The organism is Enterobacter mori, from assembly GCF_025244905.1.
GTDB lineage: Bacteria > Pseudomonadota > Gammaproteobacteria > Enterobacterales > Enterobacteriaceae > Enterobacter > Enterobacter mori_A.
In genome coordinates, this window is the sequence record NZ_CP104285.1 from 478,630 (window position 1) to 504,242 (window position 25,613).

The window sequence follows — 25,613 nt, forward strand, 5'->3', positions numbered from 1 at the left end:
TCATCAATGGGTTATCGCGCGCAGCATCGCGCGAGTAACGAGTACAATTCCCTCTTCCGAGCGATAAAAACGGCGTGCATCCTCATCGGCATTAACGCCAATTACCATTCCTTCCGGAATGTCACAGCCACGCTCGATAACACAGCGAGCAAGATGGCAGCCTTTGCCGATGCGGGTATCTGGTAAAATAACGCAGCTATCTATGTGGCAGTCGGCATCAATATTAACGCGCGGGAAAAGGACCGATCTCATGATATCGGACCCGGTTACGACGCAGCCGCTCGATACCAGCGAGTTTTGCGTGAGGCCATGATTCCCCTGCTCATTCTCTATAAATTTTGCGGGAGGAAGGGACTCCATGTACGTGCGGATAGGCCATTTTGGGTCATACATGTTCAGATCCGGTTTAGCACAGACTAAATCAAGATTGCTTTTCCAGTAGGCGCTGAGCGTACCGACATCCCGCCAGTAAATGCTGTCATCCGCGCAGTCCTTGACGCAGGAATGGGCGAAAGAGTGTGCCCAAACGCTGCCCTGGCGGGTGGCCTTAGGAATGATGTCTTTACCGAAGTCATGGCTCGACTGGGGATCCGCGCTGTCTTCCAGCAGCATTTGATAGAGGCACGCGGCATTAAAAATATATATTCCCATCGACGCAAGCGATTGCGTGGGATCGCCAGGAAGTGTTGGGGGAACCGCTGGCTTCTCCACGAAGTCGATAACTTTATGATTCTCGTCGATAGCCATAACGCCAAATTCACGTGCGTCCACCACCGGAACAGGGAGACAGGCGACGGAACAGAGGGCATTTTTTTGGACATGGTCAAGCAGCATGCGGGAGTAATCCTGCTTATAGATATGATCGCCTGCCATAATGACAATATATTCTGCGCCGTACCGTTTTATAATATCGATATTTTGCGCGACGGCATCCGCAGTCCCCCTGTACCATCTTTCGTCATGTTTTCTTTGCTGAGCAGGTAACAGGTCTATAAATTCGTTCATTTCGTTACTGAGGAATGACCAGCCTCGTTGAATATGCTGAACGAGGGTATGTGATTGATATTGAGTAATTACCCCTATGCGTCGGATACCTGAGTTGAGGCAATTTGAAAGCGCAAAATCAATAATGCGGAATTTGCCTCCAAAGTGTACGGCAGGCTTAGCCCGCAGCGAGGACAAATCTCTTAGCCGCGTGCCTCTTCCTCCAGCCAGAATAATCGCGACCGATTTGGCAGGCAGTTGTTTGGCCAGGTATAGCGATTCCAGATTACTTTCTTCTTTCATTTTAACTTCCTGTTTATAAGCACGTTTTCATTCGTGCTGTCCTTTGGGTTGCAGCTGTCACTGCCCATGTTATTTGCATAGGTAGTGGTTAACTCGCTCATTTATCTCACTTACTTGACGCTTCAAGAGGAAGAGTGATTCATTCATGAGAATGATATGTTTTTGCCTGAAATCCTGTTTTCAGCGCAAAACCACGCTCTGTCATGAGGTGCGCAGTAATAAATCATAAAAGCTATGAATGAAACCTTAATCTGGATCATCTTTTTAAAGGGATTTGGTCTTTTTATAAATAAAAAAAGCGCTTCAGCCATTTAGTTGGAACAGTGTTTTATTTATTGATTATTAACTTCTTAATATAATTAAAGAAATTATGTCTTTGGTTGTTTTTTAATCTCCGGAGGGGTTTTTATCCTAATGAATAATGATCCAGATTAAATTATTACAGTCAGATGTATGATTTATTACGCGGCCAGGCAAGGAAGCCATAAGTTTTACAGGGGAACGTTAGATGTTAAAGGTTTGTATTGTACTCACTTTACTGCTCAGTATCGTTACCGGTTGTGATAACTCGATAAAATCAGTCGATTATTTTTCCCGACATTTAAGTGAAGCCCTTCATCTTTCAGAGGAATGTGATAATAGTCTCTGGCGAAATGATGAATGTGCTAATGCGCATGATGCATTAATACAAGCAGAGCGGATGAGCACCATAACGAATTAATCATTGTAACATTGAGATAAATGAGCGTGTTGTCATACGGCATTTCTACGGAGATGCTCCGTGCCTTGCGTCTCATAAGAAAACCTTATCCAGCTCACATTTTCATACATTGCGTACTGGCGATTTGTGCTTCCTTGTCCCATTGCTTACGCGTTATAGCGTGATATTCATCACGCAAATCATTCATTTTATCCATTTTCACCTGAATTATGTGGCACAGATCACTGCTGCTGCTCGCCTTTCCACTTCGAAGTGGAAAACAACTCGCTACAAACAATCCCCCCTCAACGTTAGTTTTACCCCAGAGCCATTAACGGGGTAAGACCAGTGATTAACGGAGCGGTAATGAACGACGTTGGGGAACAGGCGGAGCAAACAGAGCAGCTCGCGAACACCATGCTGCAGCAGGTTTATGCCCTGCTTGCCCGGCACAACATCATCCCCAATGCGGTACAGGAGCAGATGCTCACCTCCCACGTTCGCGCGATGGCGCACCGGTCCGTGACCGGCGAGCCGCTGCCGGAGGTTGAAGCGGAACTGTTCGACGAAATTTCACCAGATTCAATGCAACTTGCCCGTGAAGTGGTGGCGCAGTTTGGCAACCTTCCTGATGAAGAAGCCTGGCTGCTCTCCGTTCACTTTGAAGTCGCGAAAGACAACCTTTAAGGAGCAACACATGGAACAGATTACAGTCGTGATTGGCGATCGCCTGGGCAAAGGTCAGAAAGTGGCCGCTGGTGTGGAAAAAGCGGGCGGACGTGCGGTTGTCGTACCGGGTATGGCTGCCGATATGAAGCTCGGCGACATGATGAAAGCGGAAAACGCCACCTTCGGCATCTCCTTCTGCGGCAGCGGCGGCGCGGGCGCTATCACCGCGCAAACCAAATATGGCTACAAAGCGAAATACGGCATGCGTTCCGTGGAAGAGGGCGTGACCGCCATCAACGAAGGCTGCAACGTGCTGGGCTTTGGCTTTATGGATAAAGAAGAGCTGGGCGAGCGTCTGGTACAGGCGTGGCAGAAGAAATACGGCGCATAAGCATGAAAGAACAGTTCACAACCACGGTGAGAGTGAAGGGGAAAGGCGACGCCAAAGCGCGCGCCTTTGCCGACGCGCTCAACCACGTTCAGGCCGCGGTGATGAAAGCCTCACCGCATATCTTACTGCGTATTGAGCCACAGGATGTGCAGGTTGTTCAGGCGCAAGAAGCGGTGCGTAAAGAAGCGTTTCTGTTCTTCTTTTTGCGCCGGGAAAGACGCACCTACAGCGTGGAGCTGGATGTGACCGTCAACGTGACCGCCATCAATCTCGACCAGGTGGATTTCGTCACGCAACGCTGATTATTCATAAAAGGGCAGACTGATGTTCTTAATTATATTAATAAAATCGCTCATCATTGGCGGCCTGGTTGGCGTCGGTGTCGGAGCCGGGGCTGCACGCATGTTTCATGCGCCTACCACTCAGGGTATGGGCGCGTTTCGTACGTTGGGGGAACTGAACTCCTGTGAAGGGGATCCGGCGTCCCACTTCTCCTTCGGGTTAGGTTTCTTCTTTAACGCCTGGGCCTCTTCCGTGGCCGCAGGTGCCTTCACACAGGACGTTGACCACCGCATCATCCCGAACTGGGGTGCTGCCGCACTGATGATCAAAAACCGTAACGTCGGCGAAACGCTGCACGATCCGCGCAAAATGGCGATTGCCTGCGGCGTGATCGGCATGCTCGTCGTGACCTTCCTTAACCTGACCGCCTCCTCCGTTCCGGCCGCGCTTCAGGTCACCGCCGTGAAGGTGCTGGTCCCGGCGGCTAACCTGCTGGTCAACACCGTGATGCCGGTGATCTTCTGGCTGGCGGCCATCGACGCGGGTAAAAAATCGGGCTTCTGGGCCACCATTTTTGGCGGCGCGGCGCAGCTGATTATGGGCAACGCCGTGCCGGGCCTGGTGCTGGGCATCCTGATCGGTAAAGGCGTGGAAGAGAGCGGCTGGAACCACGTCACCAAAGTGATGATGGCGGCTATCGTTCTGCTGTTCGTGCTGAGCGGCTTCTTCCGCGGCTTCGACATGAAGATGATCGAATCCTTCCATCTGACCGTGCCGAACTGGCTCGACATGATCCACAACTCGCTCAGCGGTAAATAACAGGAGCCTCTACATGGAACAGAATAAAGGTTTTTGGTATGCCGACTGGTCGTTCCCGATCTTCGTTGGCCTGCTCTCCTCCGGCGTCTTCGCCGGGACGCATATGTACTACCTCTACGGCATCGGCGCGTTTAACGAAGTGGCCTTCGTGGCGATGCTGAAAGCAGGAATCGATACCGGCGTCTACGGCGCGGTGGCGGCGTTCGGCGCGAGCTTCCTGTTCGCCCGTATTATTGAAGGGTCGCTGGTGGGCATCCTCGACATCGGCGGCGCCATCCAGACCGGCGTAGGCCTTGGCGTACCGGCGCTGCTGCTGGGGGCAGGCATCATGTTCCCGGTGACCAACTTCATTGCTTCGCTGATCACCGGCCTGGTGATTGGTCTGGCGATTGGCTACGTCATCATCCTGGCGCGTAAGTTCACCATCAACCAGAGTAACTCCACCTACGGTGCAGACGTGATGATGGGCGCGGGTAACGCCTCCGGCCGCTTCCTCGGGCCGCTGATTATCCTCAGCGCCATGACTGCCTCCATTCCGATTGGCGTCGGTTCCCTGCTGGGCGCACTGCTGTTTTACATCTGGCAGAAGCCGATTACCGGCGGCGCGATCCTCGGTGCGATGCTGTTGGGCTGGCTGTTCCCGGTCGCCCTTTAATACCCGCGGGCGCCCTGGCGCCCGTCTTATCAGGAGATCCTCATGTTTGATTTACTCCTGCGCCGTGCGCGCCTTACCGACGATACCCTGACCGATATCGCCATTCAGGACGGGAAAATCGCGGCGCTGGGCGAGATTGACGCTCCCGCCCGTAAAACGGTTGAGCTGAGCGGCGACGTATTCGTCAGCGCGGGCTGGATTGACTCCCACGTTCACTGCTACCCGAACTCCCCCATTTACCACGACGAACCTGACAGCGTGGGCATTGCTACCGGCGTCACCACCGTGGTTGACGCGGGCAGTACCGGTGCCGACGACGTGGACGATTTCTATGAAATCACCCGCAAAGCCTCTACCGAGGTCTTTGCCCTGCTGAACATCTCACGCGTGGGCCTGATCGCCCAGAACGAGCTGGCTAACATGGCCAACATCGACGCCGATGCGGTGAAGCAGGCGGTGACGCGCCATCCTGATTTTATCGTCGGCCTGAAAGCGCGCATGAGCAGCAGCGTGGTCGGTGAAAACGGCATTACGCCTCTGGAGCGGGCGAAAGCCATTCAGAAAGAGAACGGCGACCTGCCGCTGATGGTGCACATTGGCAACAACCCGCCGAACCTCGACGAAATTGCCGAGCTGCTGAGTTCCGGCGACATTATCACCCACTGCTACAACGGCAAACCCAACCGCATTCTGACGCCCTCCGGCGAGCTGCGCGCCTCCATCACCTCCGCCCTGAAGCGCGGCGTGCGGCTGGACGTCGGCCACGGTACGGCGAGCTTCAGTTTTGAGGTGGCGAAACGCGCCATCGCGATGGGCATTCTGCCGCACACCATCAGCTCGGATATCTACTGCCGCAACCGCATCAGCGGCCCGGTCGGTTCGCTGGCAAGCGTGATGTCGAAGTTTCTCGCCATCGGCATGTCGCTGCCGCAGGTGATTGACTGCGTCACCGCCAACGCCGCCGACGGCCTGCGCCTGACGCGCAAAGGCCGGATCCAGCCGGGTCTCGACGCTGACCTGACGCTGTTCACGATTAAACGCCAGCCGACGGTGCTGACGGATGCTGAAAACGACAGCCTGCAGGCTGAACACATTCTGGTGCCGCTTGCCGCGATCCGCGCGGGCAAGGGCTACATGACCGAACAAGGGAGCACGGAACATGCCTTCGATTTATGAAAAGTACAACTTAAAACAGGTTATCAACACCTCTGGCCGCATGACGGCGCTGGGCGTCTCCACGCCGCGCCCGGAAGTGGTGCAGGCGGCGATGGACGGCATGAATCACTATTTCGAGATGAAGGATCTGGTCAACAAAACCGGGGAGTACATCGCGAAGCTGCTGGATGTGGAAGGTGCGACGGTCGTTTCCTGCGCGTCGGCGGGCATTGCCCAGTCCGTGGCGGCGGTGCTGGTCAAAGACAGCGACTGGCTGCTGGAAAACCTGCACGTCACCCCGATTGAGAACAACGAAATCGTCCTGCCGAAAGGCCACAACGTGAACTTTGGCGCGCCGGTGGGCAGCATGGTGGCGCTGGGCGGCGGTAAGCTGGTGGAAGCGGGCTACGCCAACGAATGCTCTGCCGATCAGCTGGCGGCGGCAATTACCCCGCGCACGGCGGCGATCCTCTACATTAAATCTCACCACTGCGTACAGAAAAGCATGCTCAGCGTGGAGCAGGCGGCGGTTGTCGCGCGTAAACACGATCTGCCGCTGATCGTTGATGCCGCAGCGGAAGAAGATCTGCACGTGTACTACCGCTCCGGCGCGGATCTGGTGATTTACAGCGGCGCGAAGGCGATCGAAGGGCCAACCAGCGGGCTGGTAATCGGCAAAACCCAGTACGTTGAGTGGGTGAAGCGCCAGACGGCGGGCATTGGTCGTGCCATGAAGGTGGGTAAAGAGGGCATTCTCGGCCTGACCTGCGCCATCGAACACTACCTGACGGCGACCAAAGAGAGCGGGGCTGAGATGGTGGCGAAGATGACGCCGTTTATCGACGCGCTCAACACCCTGAACGGCGTCACCGCGCGCGTGGTTTGGGACAGCGCCGGTCGCGACATCGCCCGCACCGAGATTAAATTTGACGAAGCCGCAACGGGCGTCGGCACGGGTGACCTGGTGGCGAAGCTGAAACAGGGCGAATACGCCATTTACTTCCGTGGCTACAAGGCCAACGAAGGGATTATCGAAGCGGACGTGCGCAGCGTGAATGCTGACCAGCTGAACATCGTCTACCGCCGCATTAGCGAAGTGTTAGGACAGGAGAAAAATGCATGAAACTGACCCCCAACTTTTACCGTGACCGCGTCTGCCTGAACGTGCTGGCAGGGTCGAAGGCCAACGCCAGCGCCATTTACGAGGCGGCGGAAGGCCACGTGCTGGTGGGCGTGCTCTCCAAAAACTACCCGGACGTAGCCAGCGCGGTTGCGGATATGCGCGAATACGCGAAGCTGATTGATAACGCGCTTTCCGTTGGGCTGGGCGCGGGCGATCCGAACCAGTCGGCGATGGTGAGCGAAATCTCCCGCCAGGTGCAGCCGCAGCATGTTAATCAGGTCTTTACCGGCGTCGCCACCAGCCGCGCGCTGCTGGGGCAGAATGAGTCCGTGGTCAACGGTCTGGTCTCGCCGACCGGCACCGTCGGAATGGTGAAAATCTCCACCGGCCCGCTGAGCAGCACGGCCCCGGACGGCATCGTGCCGGTTGAAACCGCGATTGCCCTGCTGAAAGATTTCGGCGGCAGCTCCATCAAATACTTCCCGATGGGCGGCCTGAAGTGCCGCGACGAGTACAAGGCGGTGGCGGAAGCCTGCGCCCGTCACGACTTCTGGCTGGAGCCAACGGGCGGTATCGATCTGGAAAACTATGAGGAGATCCTGCAGATCGCCCTCGACGCGGGCGTGAGCAAAATCATCCCGCATATCTACAGCTCGATTATCGACAAAGCCAGCGGCGATACGCGCCCGGAAGACGTGCGCACGCTGCTTGCGATGACGAAGAAGCTGGTGAAGTAAAACAAAAGCAAAACCAAAACCTTACCCCTCACCCCAGCCCTCTCCCCAAAGGGGAGAGGGTGTAATCGTCCCCTCTCCCCTTTGGGGAGAGGGTTAGGGTGAGGGGAGGAATACCGCACAAACCCGAAGGAGCCACCATGCACACCCGTACCCTGCTTGTCGCTTCACTCTCTTTACTGGCTACCGCCGCTGTTGCTCAAACCCAGTATGCCTGGGTCGGCACCTACAACCCCAACGGCGAAGGGCTTTACCGCTTTACCGTTGACCCGCAAACCGGCGCGCTGGGTAACAAAACGCTGGTGAGCAAACTGCCGAATGCGGCGCAGTTGACCCTTTCACACGACGGTAAAACGCTCTATCTGGCAAGCGAAGTGGAGCAGGGCGTGGTGCAGGCGCTGCGCGTCGGCGATAACGGGGAGCTGAGCGAGCTCAATCAGGCAGCGTCCGGCGGTGCCGGGCCGGTGTATCTTTCACTGACGCCGAACGGTAAGCATCTGCTGGTGGCGAACTATGTCAGCGGAACCGTCGCGGTGCTGCCCGTTAACGCAGACGGCAGCCTGGGGGATGCCACGGATAAACATCAGGATCAGGGCGAACCGGGTGCAGCAAAACCGGAAGCCGCTGTAGAGGGCAGTTTCGCTATCAGCGATCACAACGGCCCGCATGCGCACATGATCGCCGCCGATCCGAGCGGGAGGTACGTTTTTTCCACCGATCTGGGGTTAGATCGCATCTATCAGTACCGCTTTGACGATCGAACCGGAAAGCTGACGCCAAACGATCCGCCGTTTATCAGTGCCTCTTCGAAAGGGGCCGGGCCACGCCACTTTGTCTTTACGCCAAAAGGCGATGCCCTGTGGCTGATTAACGAAGAGGCGTCTACGCTCACCCATTATACCGTGAACGCCAACGGCACCTTAAAAGAGGGTAAAACGCTTTCAGCCCTGCCGGAAGGTTACAAAGGCACCAGCTTTGCTGCGGGGCTGGCATTAAGCGCCGACGGTAAACAGCTGTATGTGGCTAACCGTTTGCATAACAGCATCGGGCACTTTACCGTAACAGCGGAAGGGACGCTGACCCATCAGGACGATATCTGGACGCGCGGCGACTATCCGCGCACCCTGACGCTCGATAAACAGGGGCGCTGGCTGTACGTCATGAATCAGCGCAGCGACAACATTACCCGTTTCCGCGTGGCGCAGGACGGAAAATTAAGCTTTGAGCCAGACTATACCCCGGTCGGCAGCCCATCCCAGATGGTCATTTCACCTTAAGCCGTAAGAGGACAAACCCGTGCGATTTCCGAACCAACGTTTAGCGCAACTTTTCGATTTGTTGCAAAACGAGACGCTGCCGCAGGACGAGCTGGCGCAGCGGCTGTCGGTCTCCACGCGAACCGTCCGTGCCGATATCACCGCCCTGAACGCGCTGCTGGCAAGCCACGGCGCGCAGTTTATTCTCAGCCGCGGCAATGGCTATCAGCTCAAAATTGACGATGCTGAACGATACCAGCAATTACAGGCATCCCACCCGCGCGCGCTGCGCATTCCCCGGACCGGTCCCGAGCGCGTGCACTATCTGGTGGTACGTTTTCTTACCTCAGCGTTTTCCCTCAAGCTGGAAGATCTGGCGGACGAGTGGTTCGTCAGCCGCGCCACGCTGCAAAGCGACATGGTGGAAGTGCGCGAGTGGTTCCATCGCTACAACCTGACGCTGGAAACCCGTCCGCGCCACGGCATGAAGCTGTTTGGCAGCGAGATGTCCACCCGCGCGTGCCTGACCGACCTGCTCTGGGAGCTGGCGCAGCAGGACAGTCTCAACCCGCTGGTGACCGAAGTTGCTCTCAACGCGGGTGTGCCGGAGCAGATGGTGGCCGTGCTGCACGAGGCGCTGACGCGACATCACATCCGCCTGACCGACGAAGGCGAGCTGTTCCTGCGCCTGTACTGCGCGGTGTCGGTACGTCGTATCAGCGAAGGTTTCCCGCTTCCGGAATTCCACGCGGAAGATGTGGAAGAGAACGTGCGTGAAGCGGCGAAAGATATTGCGGTGTCTATCCAGCATCTGGCGGGGAAACCGCTTTCGCCTTCGGAAGAGAACTGGCTGTGCGTGCACATTGCGGCGCGGCAGATTCAGGAGATTGCCCCGAGCGCCATTAACGCTGATGACGATGAAGCGCTGGTCAACTACATCCTGCGCTACATCAACACCCACTATAACTACAACCTGCTCAGCGACGAGCAGCTTCACGCGGACCTGCTCACGCACATCAAAACCATGATCACCCGCGTGCGGTATCAAATCATGATCCCCAATCCGCTGCTGGATAACATCAAGCAGCACTACCCGATGGCCTGGGATATGACCCTCGCGGCGGTGTCGAGCTGGGGGAAATACACGCCGTATGTGATCAGCGAAAACGAGATCGGCTTCCTGGTGCTGCATATTGGCGTCGGGCTGGAGCGCCACTACAACATCGGCTACCAGCGCCAGCCGCGCGTGCTGCTGGTGTGCGACGCCGGTAATGCCATGGTCCGCATGATTGAAGCAGTGCTGCAGCGTAAATACCCGCAAATTGAGGTCACGCGCACGCTTACCCTGCGCGAGTACGAGCTGGCGGAAACGATTAGTGAAGACTTTGTGATCGCCACCGCACGCGTCAGCGAAAAGTCGAAACCGGTGGTGACGATCGCCCCGTTCCCGACTGATTATCAGTTAGAGCAGATCGGCAAGCTGGTGCTGGTGGACCGCACCCGCCCGTGGATGCTGGATAAATACTTCGACGCGGCCCATTTCCGCATTATCGACAAGCCTGTTGACCAGCAAACGCTGTTCCGGGAACTGTGCACGCAGCTTGAAGGCGAGGGGTTTGTCGGCGCAGAGTTTCTGGACTCCGTCGTCGAGCGTGAAGCCATCGTCAGCACCATGCTCGGCGACGGCATTGCGCTGCCGCACTCACTCGGCCTGCTGGCGCAGAAAACGGTGGTCTATACCGTGCTCGCCCCGCACGGCGTCCCGTGGGGGGACGAAACCGCGCACGTCATCTTCCTGCTCGCCATCAGCAAAAGCGAATACGAAGAGGCGATGGCGATTTACGATATCTTCGTCACCTTCCTGCGCGAGCGGGCAATGTCGCGGCTGTGTGGCTGCGGAGATTTTGCCGCGTTTAAGGCGGTGGCAATGGAGAGTTTGAGTCGGTTTTGAGATAAGGGCGGATGGATATTATCCGCCTTTGATCAACGCAGATGATGCACAACCTGGTTGCTGCTGCCGCGCCAGATGAGCGCCGGGTCTTTTAAATCCTGCACGAACTTGCCGTCGACCAGGACGTTAATCAGATCCACCACTTCCATTTGCTGCGCGTTCAGCTCATTCAGCCTGTATCCCGTCCAGACCCAGATATCCTTTCCCGCGCACTCGCGGCGAATGCGTTTCACTAGCTTCAGGATCTCCGGCACGTTTTGCGGATGGAGCGGATCGCCGCCGGAGAGGGAAATCCCCTGGCGTTTGATGCGCGTGTCGTTCAGGTCGTTGATGATTTTATCTTCCATCTCCGCGGTGAACGGCATGCCGGAATTCAGGCGCCAGGTGCTTTTGTTGTAGCAGCCGGGGCATTCGTGGACGCAGCCTGAAACAAACAGGGTGCAGCGGGTGCCGGGACCGTTGACGATGTCGACGGGGTAGTATTGATGGTAATTCATAGCGTTAACCTGATGCCCTCACCCCGGCCCTCTCCCACAGGGAGAGGGAGAAAACCGGCGGCCGGCATAACAATGTGCTCGATCGGTCCCCTCTCCCTTGAGGGAGAGGGGTAGGGTGAGGGGGAAAACCCCGCGCAGAACTTACCCGATCTGCCCATTCCCCAAATGCTTCACGCGGCGCTTCACCTCTTCCTGCTTGCCGGCGTTAAACGGACGCGCATCCGGGCTGCCGAGATAGCCGCACACGCGGCGGGTCACGGAGACGCGGGCCGCGTCGTGGTTGCCGCATTTCGGGCAGGTAAAGCCTTTGCTGGTGCACTCAAACTCACCGGTAAAGCCACACTCGTAGCACTCGTCGATTGGCGTGTTGGTCCCGTAATACGGCACGTGCTGATAGCTGTAATCCCACACGTCCTCCAGCGCCTTCAGGTTGTGCTGAATGTTCGGGTACTCGCCGTAGCAGATGAACCCGCCGCTGGCGATTGGCGGATAGGCCGCTTCGAAGTCGATTTTGTCGTACGGGTTCACCTTTTTCTCCACGTCGAGGTGGAAGCTGTTGGTGTAGTACCCTTTGTCGGTCACGCCCTCCACAATCCCGAACTCGGCGGTGTCCAGACGGCAGAAGCGGTCGCACAGGTTCTCGCTCGGCGTGCTGTAGAGACTAAACCCGTAGCCGGTTTCCTCTTTCCACTGGTCAACCGCGTCGCGCAGGCGCTGAACAATCGCAACGCCTTTTTCGCGCAGGGCCTCGCTGTCGTACATATGCGTATCGCCAGACAGGGCGTTGATGGTTTCGTGAATGCCAATATAGCCCAGCGAAATTGACGCGCGGCCGTTTTTGAAGATCTCGGAAACGTCATCGTCCGCTTTCAGACGCACGCCGCAGGCCCCTTCCATATAAAGGATCGGCGCCACGCGGGCTTTGACCCCTTCCAGGCGTGCGATACGGGTCATCAGCGCCTTACGCGCCAGCAGCAGGCGTTCATCCAGCAGTGTCCAGAATTCAGCTTCATTGCCTTTGGCCTCCAGCGCGATGCGCGGCAGGTTCAGGCTGATGACGCCCAGGTTGTTACGTCCGTCGTGGATCTGCTCGCCGTTTTCATCCTCGTACACGCCGAGGAAGCTGCGGCAGCCCATTGGCGTTTTAAATGAGCCGGTCACTTTCACGACCTGATCGTAGTTCAGGATGTCCGGATACATGCGCTTGCTGGCGCACTCCAGCGCCAGCTGTTTGATGTCGTAGTTCGGATCGCCAAACTTGTGGTTCAGACCGTCGCGAATCGCGAATACCAGTTTCGGGAACACCGCCGTTTTGCGGTTTTTGCCGAGGCCGGAAATACGGTTACGCAGAATAGACTGCTGGATCAGACGCGATTCCCAGCTGGTGCCGAGGCCAAAGCCGAAGGTCACAAACGGCGTCTGGCCGTTGGCGGTGTGCAGCGTATTCACCTCATACTCCAGCGACTGGAAGGCGTCGTAGCACTCTTTCTCGGTGCGGGAGTGCGCGTAGCCGTCAGCGTCCGGGATCTGCCACTCCTCCGCCGTTTTACGATGCTTGTTAAAGCTTGCCGTCACGAACGGGGCCAGCACTTCGTCAATACGGTTAATGGTGGTGCCGCCGTAAATGTGGCTTGCCACCTGGGCGATAATCTGCGCGGTGACGGCGGTGGCCGTGGAGATCGACTTAGGCGGTTCAATCTCGGCGTTGCCCATTTTAAAACCGTGGGTCAGCATGCCTTTCAGGTCGATCAGCATGCAGTTGAACATCGGGAAGAACGGCGAATAGTCGAGATCGTGGTAGTGAATTTCACCGCGCTCGTGCGCAGACACCACATCGCGCGGCAGCAGATGCTGGCGGGCATAGTGTTTGGCGACGATACCGGCCAGCAGGTCGCGCTGGGTCGGGATCACTTTACTGTCTTTATTGGCGTTTTCATTGAGCAGGGCGGAGTTGGTCTGCTCGACCAGGCCACGGATCTCCTGGTTCAGGCGACCGCGCTTCTCACGCTGCACGTCACGATCGTGACGGTACTCAATGTAGGCGCGCGCCAGCTGCTTGTAAGGCCCCGCCATCAGCTGGTTCTCAACCGCGGTCTGGATCTCATTGATATCGACCTGGCTGCGTTCATTCATCTGGCTGCTAACGACTTCTGCGACGGTGGCGCAGTAATCTGCGTCATCGACTCCCGCTGCTTTAGCTGCACGCAGAATGGCTTCCTGGATGCGCTCTGATTTAAACGGCACTTTACAGCCATCACGTTTCATCACATGCGGTGTCATGATCACTCCATTTTTGAAAACAGGTTATCCACAAAGGTGGAGAAGTATTCACCGGGCGTATTCCCCGCCGGGCCAAAGACTTCCCGCGTTCCCAGCTCGTGTTATCCACAATTCCGGCCAGCGTAAGCGCCGTCTTGTTGTTGGAATAGTAGACAATAAATACAAGATGTTGGGTCGGGATGCATTTTAAGTGCTACATATAGTGATTTGCATCAAACATGTTTGCGATTTATTTGATGCAGAACAAAGTAAAAAGACGAGAGTACAAACGACGGGCGCTTCAGCGATTGTAAAGGCGTACGAGAAAAATCTGATTAATTATTCAACAAAAACAGTAAAGTAAGCCGGGTGCAGGGCTGCACCCGGCAGGACGGTTACTGCTGCAACCACCAGACGGCTTCAAACGGACGCAGCGACGTCGTTTGCGGTGTCGGGTAGTTACTCATCAACACCTGCAACTTACCGCTGAGAAGGTCTGTCTGACATTCCTGAGGCGTATTACTCAGGTTCGCCACCACCATCAGCGTCTGCCCCTGCCACTGGCGGCGATAGCACCAAAGAGAAGGATGTTCCGGCTGGAGATCCTCATAATCCCCCCACGTCAGCACTGGCAGGGTTTTACGCAGGCTAATCAGCGACTGGTAGGTGTAAAACACCGAATCCGGGTCGTCGAGCGCCGAGCGGGCGTTCACCGTTTCGTAGTTATCGCAGACCCCAATCCACGGCTCGCCCTCGGTAAAGCCCGCATTGTGCGAAGCGTCCCACTGCATTGGCGTGCGTCCGTTATCGCGGGATTTGCTTGCCAGTATCGCCAGCAATTCATCCGGCTCGCGGCCGTTGGCCCGCAGTTCAGCGAACATGTTCAGGCTTTCCACGTCCCGGTAATCGGTGATGCGGCTGAAGTGCGGGTTGGTCATCCCCAGCTCTTCGCCCTGATAGATATACGGCGTGCCCTGCATGCCGTGCAACACCATGCCGAGCATCTTCGCGGCAGCCACGCGGTGCTCCCTTTCGTCACCGAAGCGCGACACGATGCGCGGCTGGTCGTGGTTACACCAGAACAGCGCGTTCCACGCTTTGTTGTGCATCCCCTGCTGCCAGTGGGTAAACAGGGTTTTCAGCGCCACGAAGTCAGGCTTCGCCTTTGTCCACTTTTCGCCGCCGGGGTAGTCCACCTTCAGGTGGTGGAAGTTAAAGGTCATCGACAGCTCGCTTCCGTCGAGCGACGCGTACTGCTGGCAGTTCTCAAGCGATGTCGAGGACATCTCGCCTACCGTCATCAGGTTGCGCGGAGTGAAGACGTCGCGGCTCATCTCCTGCAGATATTCGTGGATGCGCGGCCCGTCTGTGTAGAAGCGGCGACCGTCGCCAATGTTGTCTTCCGGGAAATCCTGATCTTTTGAAATCAGGTTAATCACGTCGAGACGCAAGCCGTCCACGCCGCGATCGGCCCAGAATTCGCACACCTTTTTCAGCTCGGCACGCACTTCAGGGTTTTCCCAGTTGAGGTCCGCCTGCTCCGGCGCAAACAGGTGCAGGTAATACTGCTCGCTCTCGGCGTGCCAGCGCCAGGCGTTGCCGCCAAACTTGGAGCGCCAGTTGTTGGGAAGCTGCTCCGGCGTGCCGTCGCGCCAGATGTAGAACTGGCGGTACGGGCTCTCTTTGTTCAGCGACTCGCGGAACCAGGCGTGCTGCGTGGAGGTGTGGTTAAACACCATGTCCAGCACGATGCGGATGCCGCGCGCGTGCGCTTCGCTAACCAGCTCGTCAAAATCATCCAGCGTGCCGTAGGCCGGGTCGATGGCGGTGTAATTCGCCACGTCGTAGCCGTTATCCACCTGCGGGGAGATATAAAACGGCGTCAGCCAGATGGCGTCAATGCCGAGAGTTTTCAGGTAGTCCAGACGCTGCGTCACGCCGCGCAGATCGCCCGTGCCGCTGCCGGTGGTGTCCTGGAAACTCTTTGGGTAAATCTGATAGATGACGCCGTTCTGCCACCAGTGAGGGAGAGTATTCATAGTGCGTTCCTGCAAATGCGAAGGGGCGCAACTGCGCCCCGAAAGAGAGAATTAAACAATCTGCAGCGTGCCCTGACGGAACTTACGCTGATAAACCACGGTGGTGAGCGCCATTGGGACGATAATTGCCACCGCCATCGCCAGGGCAAACACCTGCCAGAACGCGGGCTGGATGGAGAGGATGCCCGGCAGGCCGCCGACGCCAATGCCGTTCGCCATCACGCCGTTGAGGCCGCACAGTAAACCTGCCAGACCGGAACCGATCATCGCGCAGAGCATCGGGAAGCGGTATTTCAGGTTGATACCGTACATCGCCGGTTCGGTCACGCCGAGATAGGCGGAGATAGCGGCCGGAACGGAGATCTCGCGCTCGTTGTGCTTGCGGCTGACGATGATAATGCCGGTTACCGCAGAAGCCTGCGCAATGTTAGACAGCGCGATAATCGGCCAGACCGGCGTGCCGCCAAGGCTCTGGATCATCTGCATGTCGATCGCCAGCGTGGTCTGGTGCACGCCGGTGATCACCAGCGGGGCGTACAGGAAGCCAAACAGCGCGGCACCAATCGGCGCGAAGCTGCCGGTCATCAGGTGGCGCACCGCAAAGGCCACGCCGTCGCCGATCGTGCGGCCAAACGGACCGATAAAGGCGTGTGCCAGGAACACGGCAATAATCAGCGAGCAGACCGGCACCACCACCAGATAGAGGTAATCCGGCACGATGCGCTTCAGGCGCGTTTCAATAAAGCCCAGCGCCAGACCGGCCAGCAATGCCGGAATGACCTGCGCCTGATAGCCCACTTTGGCAATGGTAAACAGGCCGAAGTTCCACACCTCAGGCACCTGCTGACCAAGTAAGTAAGCGTTCATTAACTGTGGAGAGACCAGCGTGACGCCCAGCACGATGCCCAGAATCGGCGTACCGCCCATTTTGCGCACCGCGGACCAGCAAATCCCGACCGGCAGATAGAAGAAGATCGCTTCACCGATCAGCCACAGGAAGTCGTAGATGCTTTGCAGCGCCGGGTACATCTGCGCCAGCGTTTTGCCGTCGCTCATCGGCACATCACCGATGACGTTACGGAAGCCTAAAATTAAGCCCCCGCTGATCAGCGCCGGCAGCAGCGGGAAGAAGATCTCCGCGAAGTGGGAAATCAGCTGCTCGTGCCACTTCATATTCTGGCGCGCGGCTTTCTTCGCCTGCTCTTTATCCGCAGAGGAATGCCCGGTTGTCGCCAGCAGAGCCTGATAGTAATCGCCCACTTCGGTACCAATGACGACCTGGAACTGCCCGGCGTTGGTGAAGCAGCCTTTGACCATGGAAAGTTCTTCAATGGCCTTTGGGTTGGCTTTGGCCGGATCGTTCAGCACGAAGCGCAGGCGGGTAATGCAATGGCTGACGGTGGCGATGTTTTCGCGGCCGCCGACCAGGACGATCAGCCGATCGATATCTGCTTGTTTGACTTTACTCATCATGAAACCTCATGACAGATGGTGAGGGGGGTAATGACCTGAGCGCAAGCCTACTCCTTCAGCGTGACGGCGAAAATGGGAACGTTCCCGAAATCAGGCGAAGATCACAATAATCCGTTAAGCGGGGGTTATGAAAGGTGGGCGGGAATAACGATCTGCCGCGGCTCTGCGCGCCCGTTGATCTGCTCGATCAACTGCGCGGCGGCCTGTCTGCCGGACTCGGCGTAGCCTGGGTCAACGGTGATGATCTCGGGGTGCAGGAACTTCATCAGCGGCGTGCTGCCGACGCTCGCCACCTGCAGGTTGTCGATACGCTGCTCCTGCAGATATTTGCTGGCACCCAGTGCCAGGGTATCCGTTGCGCACACCAGCGCGGTGGTCTGCGGCGTCAGGACGCTGGCGACCTGCTCGTAGCCCTGCTTCATACCCAGCCCCGGCAGAGAGGCCACGGCGGAGAGATTGTGGTTTTTGCAAAAGGCCAGGTAGGCCTCATGGCGCCGCTTGCCGGTGGTGACGTCCGCGTGCGGCACGCCCAGATAGCTGATGTGGCGATGGCCTTCGTCAAACAGGCGCTGCATCAGGGTAATAATCGCCCCCTCGTCGTCATAGCAGACGGAGGCAAAACCGTGTGCGTCGCGCGCCAGCAGCACCAGCGACGGCTGCCAGGGTCTCAGCATCTCTTCTTTGATGCCGGTAAAACCAAACAGCACCACGCCGTCAATATTGCGCCGCTGAAGCATACCTAAATGCTCTTCAACCAGCTGGGGCGAGAACTGGCTCTCCATCATGATCGGGTCATAGCCCTGCTCGTAGAAGGCGGGCAGCATGGTCTGTACGGCGAGGTTTTCAGACAAAGAGTCCAGACGCGAGACAATGATCGCGACCACTTTGTCACTCTGCCCGCGCATGGCGCGCGCGGAGCGGGAAGGGGAAAAGCCGTGCTGATTCATGACCGCCTCGACGCGCTCGCGCGTGCGTTCGCTGACGCCGCTTTCGTTGTTCAGCACGCGTGAGACGGTCGATTTCCCCACGCCGCTTAAACGCGCGATGTCTTTAATCGTAAGGCGGTTCTGCATGCTGTATTCCCTGTAACAACGACGATGTAGTGAATTGAGCCTAATGCTATAGCGCGATTTCGCTATGGGCAAAGTCTGGTTTACGTTCGGTTTACTTGCGCGGGGTTATAATACCGCCCGAATTGCCACAAACGGTATGGTTAAATCCTTATACTGCGCGGCGACACCCTACTTTTACTTACCGGAGGCCACATGGATCCCGATCCCACACCTCTCCTGAACGGGAGAAAACGTTCTTTCCGGTAAGCCAGCTTTTGCTGTCTCACCGGTGATGTGAGGCAGCAACGTCCCAAACGTTCCTGCTTGAAAAATTGAGTGCCTCTCAGGTACGGCTTTGCCACGCCTGAAGGAAATGCTGCGTCCGCATTCGCGGATGCGGAGGAATGACTATGTTTAAAAATATCACCCGGCAGCTGCAGGCCCTTCTGAGCCGCCACCTGCCACACCGTCTTGTTCAGCGCGACCCGCTGCCAAACGCCAAAAACATGGCGGGGGCGGCGATCCCCGCGTCCCTGAGCGAACGCTGCCTGAACGCGGCGGCAATGGATGAAAACGAAGTCTGGCGCGCCTTTGGCGGACACCCGGAAGGGCTAAACGCAGCCGAAGTGGAAAAAATCCGCGCCGTGCACGGCGATAACCAAATTCCGGCGCAGAAACCGTCTCCGTGGTGGGTACACCTGTGGCTCTGCTACCGCAACCCGTTCAACCTGCTGCTGACGGTACTCGGCATTATCTCCTACGCAACGGAAGATCTGTTTGCCGCAGGCGTGATCGCCCTCATGGTGGGTATTTCCACGCTGCTGAACTTTATTCAGGAAGCCCGCTCTACTAAAGCGGCGGATGCCCTGAAGGCGATGGTCAGCAACACCGCGACCGTGTCGCGCGTGATTAACGATCTCGGTGAAAACGCCTGGGTGGAGCTGCCTATCGACCAGCTGGTGCCGGGCGATCTGGTGAAGCTGGCGGCGGGGGACATGATCCCGGCGGATTTACGCATTATCCAGGCGCGCGATCTGTTCGTGGCGCAGGCCTCGCTGACCGGGGAATCCCTGCCCGTTGAAAAGGTGGCGCGTAGCCGCGACCCGCAGCAGATGAATCCGCTTGAGTGCGACACCCTGTGCTTTATGGGCACCACGGTGGTCAGCGGCACGGCGCAGGCGATTGTGATCGCCACCGGCGGCAACACCTGGTTCGGGCAGCTTGCCGGGCGCGTCAGCGAGCAGGAGAGCGAGCCGAACGCGTTTCAGAAAGGCATTGGTCGCGTCAGCATGCTGCTGATCCGCTTTATGATGGTGATGACGCCGATCGTGCTGCTGATCAACGGCTACACCAAAGGCGACTGGTGGGAAGCGGCGCTGTTTGCGCTCTCCGTGGCCGTCGGCCTGACGCCGGAAATGCTGCCGATGATTGTTACCTCCACGCTGGCGCGCGGGGCGGTGAAGCTCTCTAAACAGAAAGTGATCGTCAAACACCTGGACGCCATCCAGAACTTCGGCGCGATGGATATCCTCTGCACCGATAAAACCGGCACCCTGACGCAGGACAAAATCGTGCTGGAGAACCACACCGATATCGCCGGTAAAACCAGCGAGCGAGTGCTCCACAGCGCGTGGCTCAACAGCCACTACCAGACCGGGCTGAAAAACCTGCTCGACGTCGCGGTGCTGGAAGGCGTGGACGAGGAATCTGCCCGCACGCTCTCCGGCCGCTGGCAGAAGGTGGATGAGATCCCGTTCGACTTCGAGCGCCGCCGCATGTCGGTGGTGGTGAGCGAGCAGACAGACGTGCATCAGCTGATCTGCAAAGGCGCGCTGCAGGAGATCCTCAACGTGTCGACGCAGGTGCGCTACAACGGCGAGATCGTGCCGCTGGACGACACCATGCTGCGCCGCATCAAGCGCGTCACCGATAATCTGAACCGCCAGGGGCTGCGCGTGGTGGCGGTGGCCAGCAAGATTCTGCCCGCACGTGAAGGGGATTATCAGCGTATCGACGAATCCGATTTGATCCTCGAGGGTTACATCGCATTCCTCGATCCGCCGAAAGAGACCACCGCACCGGCGCTGAAGGCGCTGAAGGCGAGCGGCATTACCGTCAAAATCCTCACCGGCGACAGCGAGCTGGTGGCGGCCAAAGTGTGCCACGAAGTGGGCCTGGACGCGGGCGACGTCGTAGTGGGGAGCGACATTGAGCACCTGTCCGACGATGAGCTGGCCGAGCTTGCCCAACGCACCACGCTGTTTGCCCGCCTGACGCCGATGCACAAAGAGCGCATCGTTACGCTGCTGCGTCGCGAAGGGCACGTGGTGGGCTTTATGGGCGACGGCATCAACGACGCGCCCGCGCTGCGCGCGGCGGATATCGGTATCTCCGTCGACGGCGCGGTGGATATCGCCCGCGAGGCGGCGGATATCATTCTGCTGGAAAAGAGCCTGATGGTGCTGGAGGAGGGCGTGATCGAAGGCCGCCGCACCTTCGCCAACATGCTCAAGTACATCAAAATGACCGCCAGCTCCAACTTCGGTAACGTCTTCAGCGTGCTGGTGGCGAGCGCGTTTCTGCCGTTCCTGCCGATGCTGCCGCTGCACCTGCTGATCCAGAACCTGATGTACGATGTCTCTCAGGTAGCGATCCCGTTTGATAACGTGGACGACGAGCAAATCCAGAAGCCGCAGCGCTGGAACCCGGCCGATCTGGGTCGCTTCATGCTGTTCTTTGGGCCGATCAGCTCCATCTTCGACATTCTGACCTTCTGCCTGATGTGGTTTGTGTTCCACGCCAACACCCCGGAACACCAGACGCTGTTCCAGTCCGGCTGGTTCGTGGTAGGGCTGCTGTCCCAGACGCTGATTGTGCATATGATCCGCACGCGCCGCATTCCGTTCATCCAGAGCCGTGCCGCGTGGCCGCTGATTGTGATGACGGGGATTGTGATGGCGCTGGGTATCGCGCTGCCGTTCTCGCCGCTGGCAAGCTACCTGCAGCTGCAGGCGCTGCCGCTGAGCTACTTCCCGTGGCTGGTGGCGATCCTCGCGGGTTATATGGTGCTGACGCAGATGGTGAAAGGATTCTATGCGCGTCGATATGGGTGGCAGTAAGCTCATTTTGCCACAATCCAAACGTAGGCCGGGTAAGGCGAAGCCGCCACCCGGCATCTGGCTTTCCTCCCAAATTCAACAACCTGTGATCTCCGTCGGTGCATTCGCTTGACGACAATTTGTACGCATGTTAACAGAATGTTTTGCCTGTATTTGGCCCGTCAGATAAGGAACATTCATGTTACGGTACAGTCTCTTAACCGCCGGGCTTATGCTCGGCGCCTCCGCTTTTGCCGCGCCGGCAGGCGACCTTCCCCTGATGCCCTGGCCTGCGAAGGTTGAACGCCCGACGACGCAGGGCGCGCTGGTGCTTAACAATCAACTCTCCGTGAGCGTCAGCGGCGACGATCTGGGGGATGCGGTCAACCGCCTGCGCCAGCGCATAGCGCTGCAAACCGGCTGGACGCTACAGCCACAGGCCGAAAAACCTGACAAGCCGACCATCCGTATCGCCATCGCTAAAAAGGTGAAGCCGCAGCCGCTGCCGGACAGCGATGAGAGCTACAAACTCATAGTGGATGCCAACGGCGTGAACATCTCCGCTAACACCCGCTTTGGCGCATTGCGCGCAATGGAAACCTTGCTCCAGCTGATGCAGAACGGTGCCGAAAACACTTCGATTCCGTGGGTTACCATCGAAGATTCGCCGCGCTTCCCGTGGCGCGGGCTGCTGCTCGATTCGGCGCGCCATTTCATCCCGTTACCCGATATCAAGCGTCAGATCGACGGCATGGCTGCGGCCAAGCTCAACGTCCTGCACTGGCATCTGACTGACGATCAGGGCTGGCGCTTTACCTCGAAGCGTTATCCAAAATTAACCCAGCTTGCCAGCGACGGGCTGTTCTACACCCCTGAGCAGATGCGTGAGATTGTGCGTTACGCAGCCGAACGCGGCATACGCGTGGTGCCGGAAATCGATATGCCGGGTCACGCCTCAGCGATTGCCGTCGCCTACCCGGAGCTGATGAGCGCGCCGGGGCCGTACGCTATGGAGCGCAACTGGGGCGTGCTGAAGCCGGTTCTCGATCCCACCAAAGAGGCGACTTACGCCTTTGCCGACGCGATGGTCAGCGAACTGGCGGCGATCTTCCCCGATCCGTATTTGCATATCGGTGGCGATGAGGTGGACGACAGCCAATGGAAGGCAAACGCGGCGATCCAGAGATTTATGCGCGACAACAAACTGGCGGACAGCCACGCGCTGCAGGCCTATTTCAACCGCAAGCTGGAGTCCATTCTCGAGAAGCATCACCGCCAGATGGTCGGCTGGGATGAGATCTACCATCCTGACTTACCGAAAAGCATTTTGATCCAGTCCTGGCAGGGGCAGGATGCGCTGGGGCAGGTGGCGCAGAACGGCTACAAAGGGATTCTTTCCACCGGCTTCTATCTCGACCAGCCCCAGTCCACCGCCTATCACTACCGCAACGAAATCGTGCCGCGGGGCTTAAACGGCGTGGATGTGATTGCAGACACCGACAGCGTCCAGAGCTGGGCCTTCTCCATGCCGCGCCTGAAAGGCAAGCCGGTGGAAGGAACCTTCACGCTGGTAAAAGGCGATGCCGGCTGGCGCGGATTTATTGATTTTGCCGGAAAATCCCGCCGCGCGGTGCAGGATATTGCATGGCGTGATGACAATCAGGTCACGTTTACCGTTGATACCTGGATGGGCGAAACGCGCCCGGTGGTCACCGTCGATAACGACAAGCTCTCCGGTTATTTCCTGGTGGGGAATACGCGCTACCCAATCAGCGGTACGCGTCTGGACGACGTGCCGAAAGGCATTCCGCCCGTCGTGCCGGAGGTGGCGAACCAGGCCAACCTGCTCGGTGGAGAAGCCGCGCTGTGGGCGGAAAACGTGGTTGCTCCGGTGCTGGATATCCGCCTGTGGCCGCGCGCCTTTGTGGTGGCGGAGCGGCTGTGGTCGGCGAAGGACGTCAACGATGTCGACAACATGTACACCCGTCTGCAGGCGATGGACAGCTGGTCGACGGTGTCGGTCGGGCTGCAGCAGCATACCCAGCAGCAGGTGCAGTTCACGCGCCTCGCCGGTAATGCCGACACGCTGCCGCTGCAGGTCCTCGCGCAGGCGGTAGAGCCCGCGCAGTACTACACCCGCCAGCACCTGAAGTTCCAGGCCGGGAACTATCATCAGTTCGAGCCGCTCAACCGCTTCGCGGATGCCCTGAACGCCGAAAGCGCCACCGTGCGCCAGATGCACAAGTGGGCGGACCGTCTGGTGAGCGATGCGGAAGACACGGAAAGCGCTGACGCCCTGCGCCACGTCTTTAACCGCTGGCAGAGCAACACCAGCGACGCGCTGGCCTTAAGCGAAAACAGCTATCAGCTGAAGGCGATGAAGCCGGTGATCCAGGAGGTGGATAAGCTGGCCTCGATTGGCCTGAGGCTGACGGATCTGGTGGCGCGCCAGGGCACGCTGGATGACAAGGAGATCGCCTCGATTCAGAGCGAGCTGGATAACGCGGCGAAGGTGCAGGACGAAGTGGTGATTGCGGCGGTCTATCCGCTGGAGACGCTGCTTAGGGCAACGCGGAATCAGTAGAAAATATCCCCTCACCCCAACCCCTCTCCCCAAAGGGGCGAGGGGCTCGATCGGTTCCCTCTCCCCTATGGGGAGAGGGTTAGGGTGAGGGGTAAGGTTTTTCCACTCAGTTCTTCAACACCCACGCCTCTTTCCAGTGTGCGCCAACGCCTGGCTCATACTGGTTTGCGGTTGGGCTGTACTGCACGCAGTAGCCGCTGTACGGGAACGGTTTACACTCGTAGGTCTTACCGTCTTTAGGCTGTAACACTACGGTGCCCGCTTTGTAGGAGGCAATGCTGTCCGGGAAGATAAAGTCATGCGGGCTGCTGCTGTCCGCCGCGTCGCTTTCCAGCATCAGGTTCAGCACGTCCTGGGCGAACAGAATGCCTTCTTTATTGGTCGCGTAGTATTTCAGCATGTGGTGGCCCGGCGTCACGTCGTTCAAGGTCATGGTCACGTCCTGATTGGCGTTATTCATCTCCTGCTTCAGGTAGCCTTTTTCCGCACCGTGGTGGTTCATCACATGTGCTTCCATATCCACGTCACCTTTGGTGTTGACGTGGAAGGTCACGGTCGCGTTGCCATGTTCGATTTTGCTGTACTGCAGATCGGTGACGGCGATCGTCTCATTCACCTGCGCTTTTTGCTCTTCATACGAGACGGCCACGGACTGCAGCGTGCTGCCGTCTTTCACGAATACGCTGTTTGCGCCGTGAACCGGGCTGATTTCACCCGCTTCATCCTTCATGCCGACGCGCACGTCGCTCTGTGCGGCGTTGATCTTCTGCGCCAGATCACAGGACCACTGGTTAGCGTCGCCTTGTTCGGAAGAGCCGATGGTCATTTCAGTACGCAGGGCGGCAACTTCCCCGTTGGCGTCGAAGAAGCGTGCAATCACTTTATCGCCCACGTTCAGGTTATTCCCGGCAATCTGTCCGCTCAGGGTTTTGCTCCATTGGGAAACAACGGCTGGCGTGTCGTCCGGCGTAACGTTGCCGCCGTTACCGAAATCTACGTCAATCGCCTGATAGAAACTGTTTGCGGTATCCGCAATCTCCCACACGCCATAAATAACCTGGTAGCCCGTACGCTCGGGTACATTACAGGTCATGGATTTGGTCATCGCGGGTGCCTGGCCATTGCCGTTAATGGTACAGAACGGCGTTAATTCAAACTGGTCGCGGGTCAGGGGCTTATTGGGGTCCCAGTTTTGTTTGGTAATGTAATAACGCCAGTTGGTGGTTTTATGCGGCGCGGTATGGTGCCAGACGAATTCATGTGGACCCGCCGTCATTGGGCTTTTGGTCCACGTGTTCAGGCTCTGTTTATCGAGCTGAGAATACTGCGAGATACCCGCGCTGGCGAGGTGTCCGTCTGCTGGCTCTGCCCCTGTCGGGAAACCGGAGGCTTTTTCTACGCTCTGCGGTTCGTACTGAACGGAGCCACAGTCAATATTCTGGCCGAGCTTACACATATAAGCGCGGCTGGCGGGTGACTCAATATATCCGTGTGCAAACGCAGAAGAGGCGACGGCGAATGTCGCTACCGCCAGCGCAATTTTAGAGATTCTCATTCTTAGTCCATTTTAATAGAAGGTAATAAAACAG

At 57.7% G+C, this 25,613-nt stretch carries 20 protein-coding genes; 13 read left to right on the plus strand and 7 right to left on the minus strand.

Annotated features, from left to right (window positions below):
• Positions 1-3: 3 nt before the first annotated feature.
• A complete protein-coding gene (glgC, locus tag N2K86_RS02320; protein ID WP_260660325.1) occupies positions 4-1,287 on the minus strand; it encodes a glucose-1-phosphate adenylyltransferase in 1,284 nt (427 codons plus the stop codon).
• A 508-nt stretch (positions 1,288-1,795) separates the two neighbouring features.
• On the opposite strand from glgC, the gene N2K86_RS22615 reads away from it, so the two are divergent.
• From N2K86_RS22615 to N2K86_RS02370, 11 genes are all read left to right on the plus strand, one after another.
• Positions 1,796-2,008 carry an EexN family lipoprotein gene (locus N2K86_RS22615; RefSeq protein WP_407065262.1) on the plus strand — a complete coding sequence of 71 codons (213 nt, stop codon included), beginning with the start codon at positions 1,796-1,798 and terminating at the stop codon, positions 2,006-2,008.
• Positions 2,009-2,335: 327 nt separating this feature from the next.
• Positions 2,336-2,674 carry a PRD domain-containing protein gene (locus N2K86_RS02325; RefSeq protein WP_126545607.1) on the plus strand — a complete coding sequence of 113 codons (339 nt, stop codon included), beginning with the start codon at positions 2,336-2,338 and terminating at the stop codon, positions 2,672-2,674.
• Between the two features lie 10 nt (positions 2,675-2,684).
• Positions 2,685-3,047: an SFCGS family glycine-rich protein gene (locus N2K86_RS02330; RefSeq protein ID WP_010427372.1), complete on the plus strand. Its 363-nt coding sequence runs from the start codon at positions 2,685-2,687 to the stop codon at positions 3,045-3,047.
• Positions 3,048-3,049: 2 nt separating this feature from the next.
• Positions 3,050-3,349, plus strand: a complete 300-nt coding sequence (locus N2K86_RS02335) for a DUF4312 family protein (protein WP_006810338.1) — start codon at positions 3,050-3,052, stop codon at positions 3,347-3,349.
• A 22-nt stretch (positions 3,350-3,371) separates the two neighbouring features.
• Positions 3,372-4,148 (plus strand): DUF4311 domain-containing protein, encoded by a 777-nt coding sequence (locus N2K86_RS02340; protein WP_023310182.1) that lies wholly within the window; start codon positions 3,372-3,374, stop codon positions 4,146-4,148.
• Between the two features lie 13 nt (positions 4,149-4,161).
• Entirely contained in the window at positions 4,162-4,803 is a 642-nt protein-coding gene (locus N2K86_RS02345; protein ID WP_260660326.1) for a DUF4310 family protein, read from the plus strand.
• A gap of 42 nt (positions 4,804-4,845) precedes the next feature.
• Complete coding sequence (locus tag N2K86_RS02350) at positions 4,846-5,979, plus strand: amidohydrolase/deacetylase family metallohydrolase (protein ID WP_260660327.1); 1,134 nt, start codon at positions 4,846-4,848, stop codon at positions 5,977-5,979.
• A complete protein-coding gene (locus N2K86_RS02355) occupies positions 5,963-7,081 on the plus strand; it encodes a DgaE family pyridoxal phosphate-dependent ammonia lyase (RefSeq protein WP_260660328.1) in 1,119 nt (372 codons plus the stop codon). The genes N2K86_RS02350 and N2K86_RS02355 overlap by 17 nt, the downstream gene beginning before the upstream one ends.
• Positions 7,078-7,818 carry a 2-dehydro-3-deoxy-phosphogluconate aldolase gene (gene dagF, locus N2K86_RS02360; protein ID WP_260660329.1) on the plus strand — a complete coding sequence of 247 codons (741 nt, stop codon included), beginning with the start codon at positions 7,078-7,080 and terminating at the stop codon, positions 7,816-7,818. The genes N2K86_RS02355 and dagF overlap by 4 nt, the downstream gene beginning before the upstream one ends.
• A 137-nt stretch (positions 7,819-7,955) precedes the next feature.
• Positions 7,956-9,092 (plus strand): lactonase family protein, encoded by a 1,137-nt coding sequence (locus N2K86_RS02365; RefSeq protein WP_260660330.1) that lies wholly within the window; start codon positions 7,956-7,958, stop codon positions 9,090-9,092.
• A 19-nt stretch (positions 9,093-9,111) separates the two neighbouring features.
• Complete coding sequence (locus N2K86_RS02370) at positions 9,112-11,022, plus strand: BglG family transcription antiterminator (RefSeq protein WP_260660331.1); 1,911 nt, start codon at positions 9,112-9,114, stop codon at positions 11,020-11,022.
• A gap of 32 nt (positions 11,023-11,054) precedes the next feature.
• Here N2K86_RS02370 and nrdG read toward each other — a convergent pair whose 3' ends face one another.
• The 5 genes from nrdG to treR all read right to left on the minus strand — a co-directional run bounded on the left by nrdG (position 11,055) and on the right by treR (position 18,363).
• Positions 11,055-11,519 (minus strand): anaerobic ribonucleoside-triphosphate reductase-activating protein, encoded by a 465-nt coding sequence (gene nrdG / locus N2K86_RS02375; protein WP_260660332.1) that lies wholly within the window; start codon positions 11,517-11,519, stop codon positions 11,055-11,057.
• Between the two features lie 141 nt (positions 11,520-11,660).
• Complete coding sequence (gene nrdD, locus N2K86_RS02380; RefSeq protein ID WP_260660333.1) at positions 11,661-13,799, minus strand: anaerobic ribonucleoside-triphosphate reductase; 2,139 nt, start codon at positions 13,797-13,799, stop codon at positions 11,661-11,663.
• Between the two features lie 374 nt (positions 13,800-14,173).
• Positions 14,174-15,817 (minus strand): alpha,alpha-phosphotrehalase, encoded by a 1,644-nt coding sequence (gene treC / locus N2K86_RS02385; protein ID WP_260660334.1) that lies wholly within the window; start codon positions 15,815-15,817, stop codon positions 14,174-14,176.
• Between the two features lie 51 nt (positions 15,818-15,868).
• Positions 15,869-17,287 carry a PTS trehalose transporter subunit IIBC gene (gene treB / locus N2K86_RS02390; protein WP_260661620.1) on the minus strand — a complete coding sequence of 473 codons (1,419 nt, stop codon included), beginning with the start codon at positions 17,285-17,287 and terminating at the stop codon, positions 15,869-15,871.
• Positions 17,288-17,415: 128 nt separating this feature from the next.
• Entirely contained in the window at positions 17,416-18,363 is a 948-nt protein-coding gene (gene treR, locus N2K86_RS02395; RefSeq protein WP_260660335.1) for a trehalose operon repressor TreR, read from the minus strand.
• Positions 18,364-18,752: 389 nt separating this feature from the next.
• Here treR and mgtA point away from each other — a divergent pair, with 389 nt between their 5' ends.
• Together mgtA and N2K86_RS02405 are read left to right on the plus strand one after the other, a co-directional pair.
• The gene (gene mgtA, locus N2K86_RS02400) at positions 18,753-21,461 is read left to right on the plus strand and encodes a magnesium-translocating P-type ATPase (RefSeq protein WP_260660336.1); all 2,709 of its coding nucleotides are present in this window, start codon (positions 18,753-18,755) and stop codon (positions 21,459-21,461) included.
• 178 nt (positions 21,462-21,639) lie between these two features.
• Complete coding sequence (locus N2K86_RS02405) at positions 21,640-24,024, plus strand: beta-N-acetylhexosaminidase (protein WP_260660337.1); 2,385 nt, start codon at positions 21,640-21,642, stop codon at positions 24,022-24,024.
• Positions 24,025-24,130: 106 nt separating this feature from the next.
• Here N2K86_RS02405 and gbpA read toward each other — a convergent pair whose 3' ends face one another.
• A complete protein-coding gene (gene gbpA, locus N2K86_RS02410; protein WP_260660338.1) occupies positions 24,131-25,579 on the minus strand; it encodes an N-acetylglucosamine-binding protein GbpA in 1,449 nt (482 codons plus the stop codon).
• Between the last annotated feature and the right edge of the window lie 34 nt (positions 25,580-25,613).

What these genes read in the sequence shown, in the direction of transcription:
- glgC (WP_260660325.1), bottom strand. Translation starts at nt 1,287, where the DNA reads ATGAAAGAAGAAAGTAATCTGGAATCGCTATACCTGGCCAAACAACTG.
- N2K86_RS22615 (WP_407065262.1), top strand. Translation starts at nt 1,796, where the DNA reads ATGTTAAAGGTTTGTATTGTACTCACTTTACTGCTCAGTATCGTTACC.
- N2K86_RS02330 (WP_010427372.1), top strand. Translation starts at nt 2,685, where the DNA reads ATGGAACAGATTACAGTCGTGATTGGCGATCGCCTGGGCAAAGGTCAG.
- N2K86_RS02335 (WP_006810338.1), top strand. Translation starts at nt 3,050, where the DNA reads ATGAAAGAACAGTTCACAACCACGGTGAGAGTGAAGGGGAAAGGCGAC.
- N2K86_RS02340 (WP_023310182.1), top strand. Translation starts at nt 3,372, where the DNA reads ATGTTCTTAATTATATTAATAAAATCGCTCATCATTGGCGGCCTGGTT.
- N2K86_RS02345 (WP_260660326.1), top strand. Translation starts at nt 4,162, where the DNA reads ATGGAACAGAATAAAGGTTTTTGGTATGCCGACTGGTCGTTCCCGATC.
- N2K86_RS02350 (WP_260660327.1), top strand. Translation starts at nt 4,846, where the DNA reads ATGTTTGATTTACTCCTGCGCCGTGCGCGCCTTACCGACGATACCCTG.
- N2K86_RS02355 (WP_260660328.1), top strand. Translation starts at nt 5,963, where the DNA reads ATGCCTTCGATTTATGAAAAGTACAACTTAAAACAGGTTATCAACACC.
- dagF (WP_260660329.1), top strand. Translation starts at nt 7,078, where the DNA reads ATGAAACTGACCCCCAACTTTTACCGTGACCGCGTCTGCCTGAACGTG.
- N2K86_RS02365 (WP_260660330.1), top strand. Translation starts at nt 7,956, where the DNA reads ATGCACACCCGTACCCTGCTTGTCGCTTCACTCTCTTTACTGGCTACC.
- nrdG (WP_260660332.1), bottom strand. Translation starts at nt 11,519, where the DNA reads ATGAATTACCATCAATACTACCCCGTCGACATCGTCAACGGTCCCGGC.
- nrdD (WP_260660333.1), bottom strand. Translation starts at nt 13,799, where the DNA reads ATGACACCGCATGTGATGAAACGTGATGGCTGTAAAGTGCCGTTTAAA.
- treC (WP_260660334.1), bottom strand. Translation starts at nt 15,817, where the DNA reads ATGAATACTCTCCCTCACTGGTGGCAGAACGGCGTCATCTATCAGATT.
- treB (WP_260661620.1), bottom strand. Translation starts at nt 17,287, where the DNA reads ATGAGTAAAGTCAAACAAGCAGATATCGATCGGCTGATCGTCCTGGTC.
- treR (WP_260660335.1), bottom strand. Translation starts at nt 18,363, where the DNA reads ATGCAGAACCGCCTTACGATTAAAGACATCGCGCGTTTAAGCGGCGTG.
- mgtA (WP_260660336.1), top strand. Translation starts at nt 18,753, where the DNA reads ATGTTTAAAAATATCACCCGGCAGCTGCAGGCCCTTCTGAGCCGCCAC.
- N2K86_RS02405 (WP_260660337.1), top strand. Translation starts at nt 21,640, where the DNA reads ATGTTACGGTACAGTCTCTTAACCGCCGGGCTTATGCTCGGCGCCTCC.
- gbpA (WP_260660338.1), bottom strand. Translation starts at nt 25,579, where the DNA reads ATGAGAATCTCTAAAATTGCGCTGGCGGTAGCGACATTCGCCGTCGCC.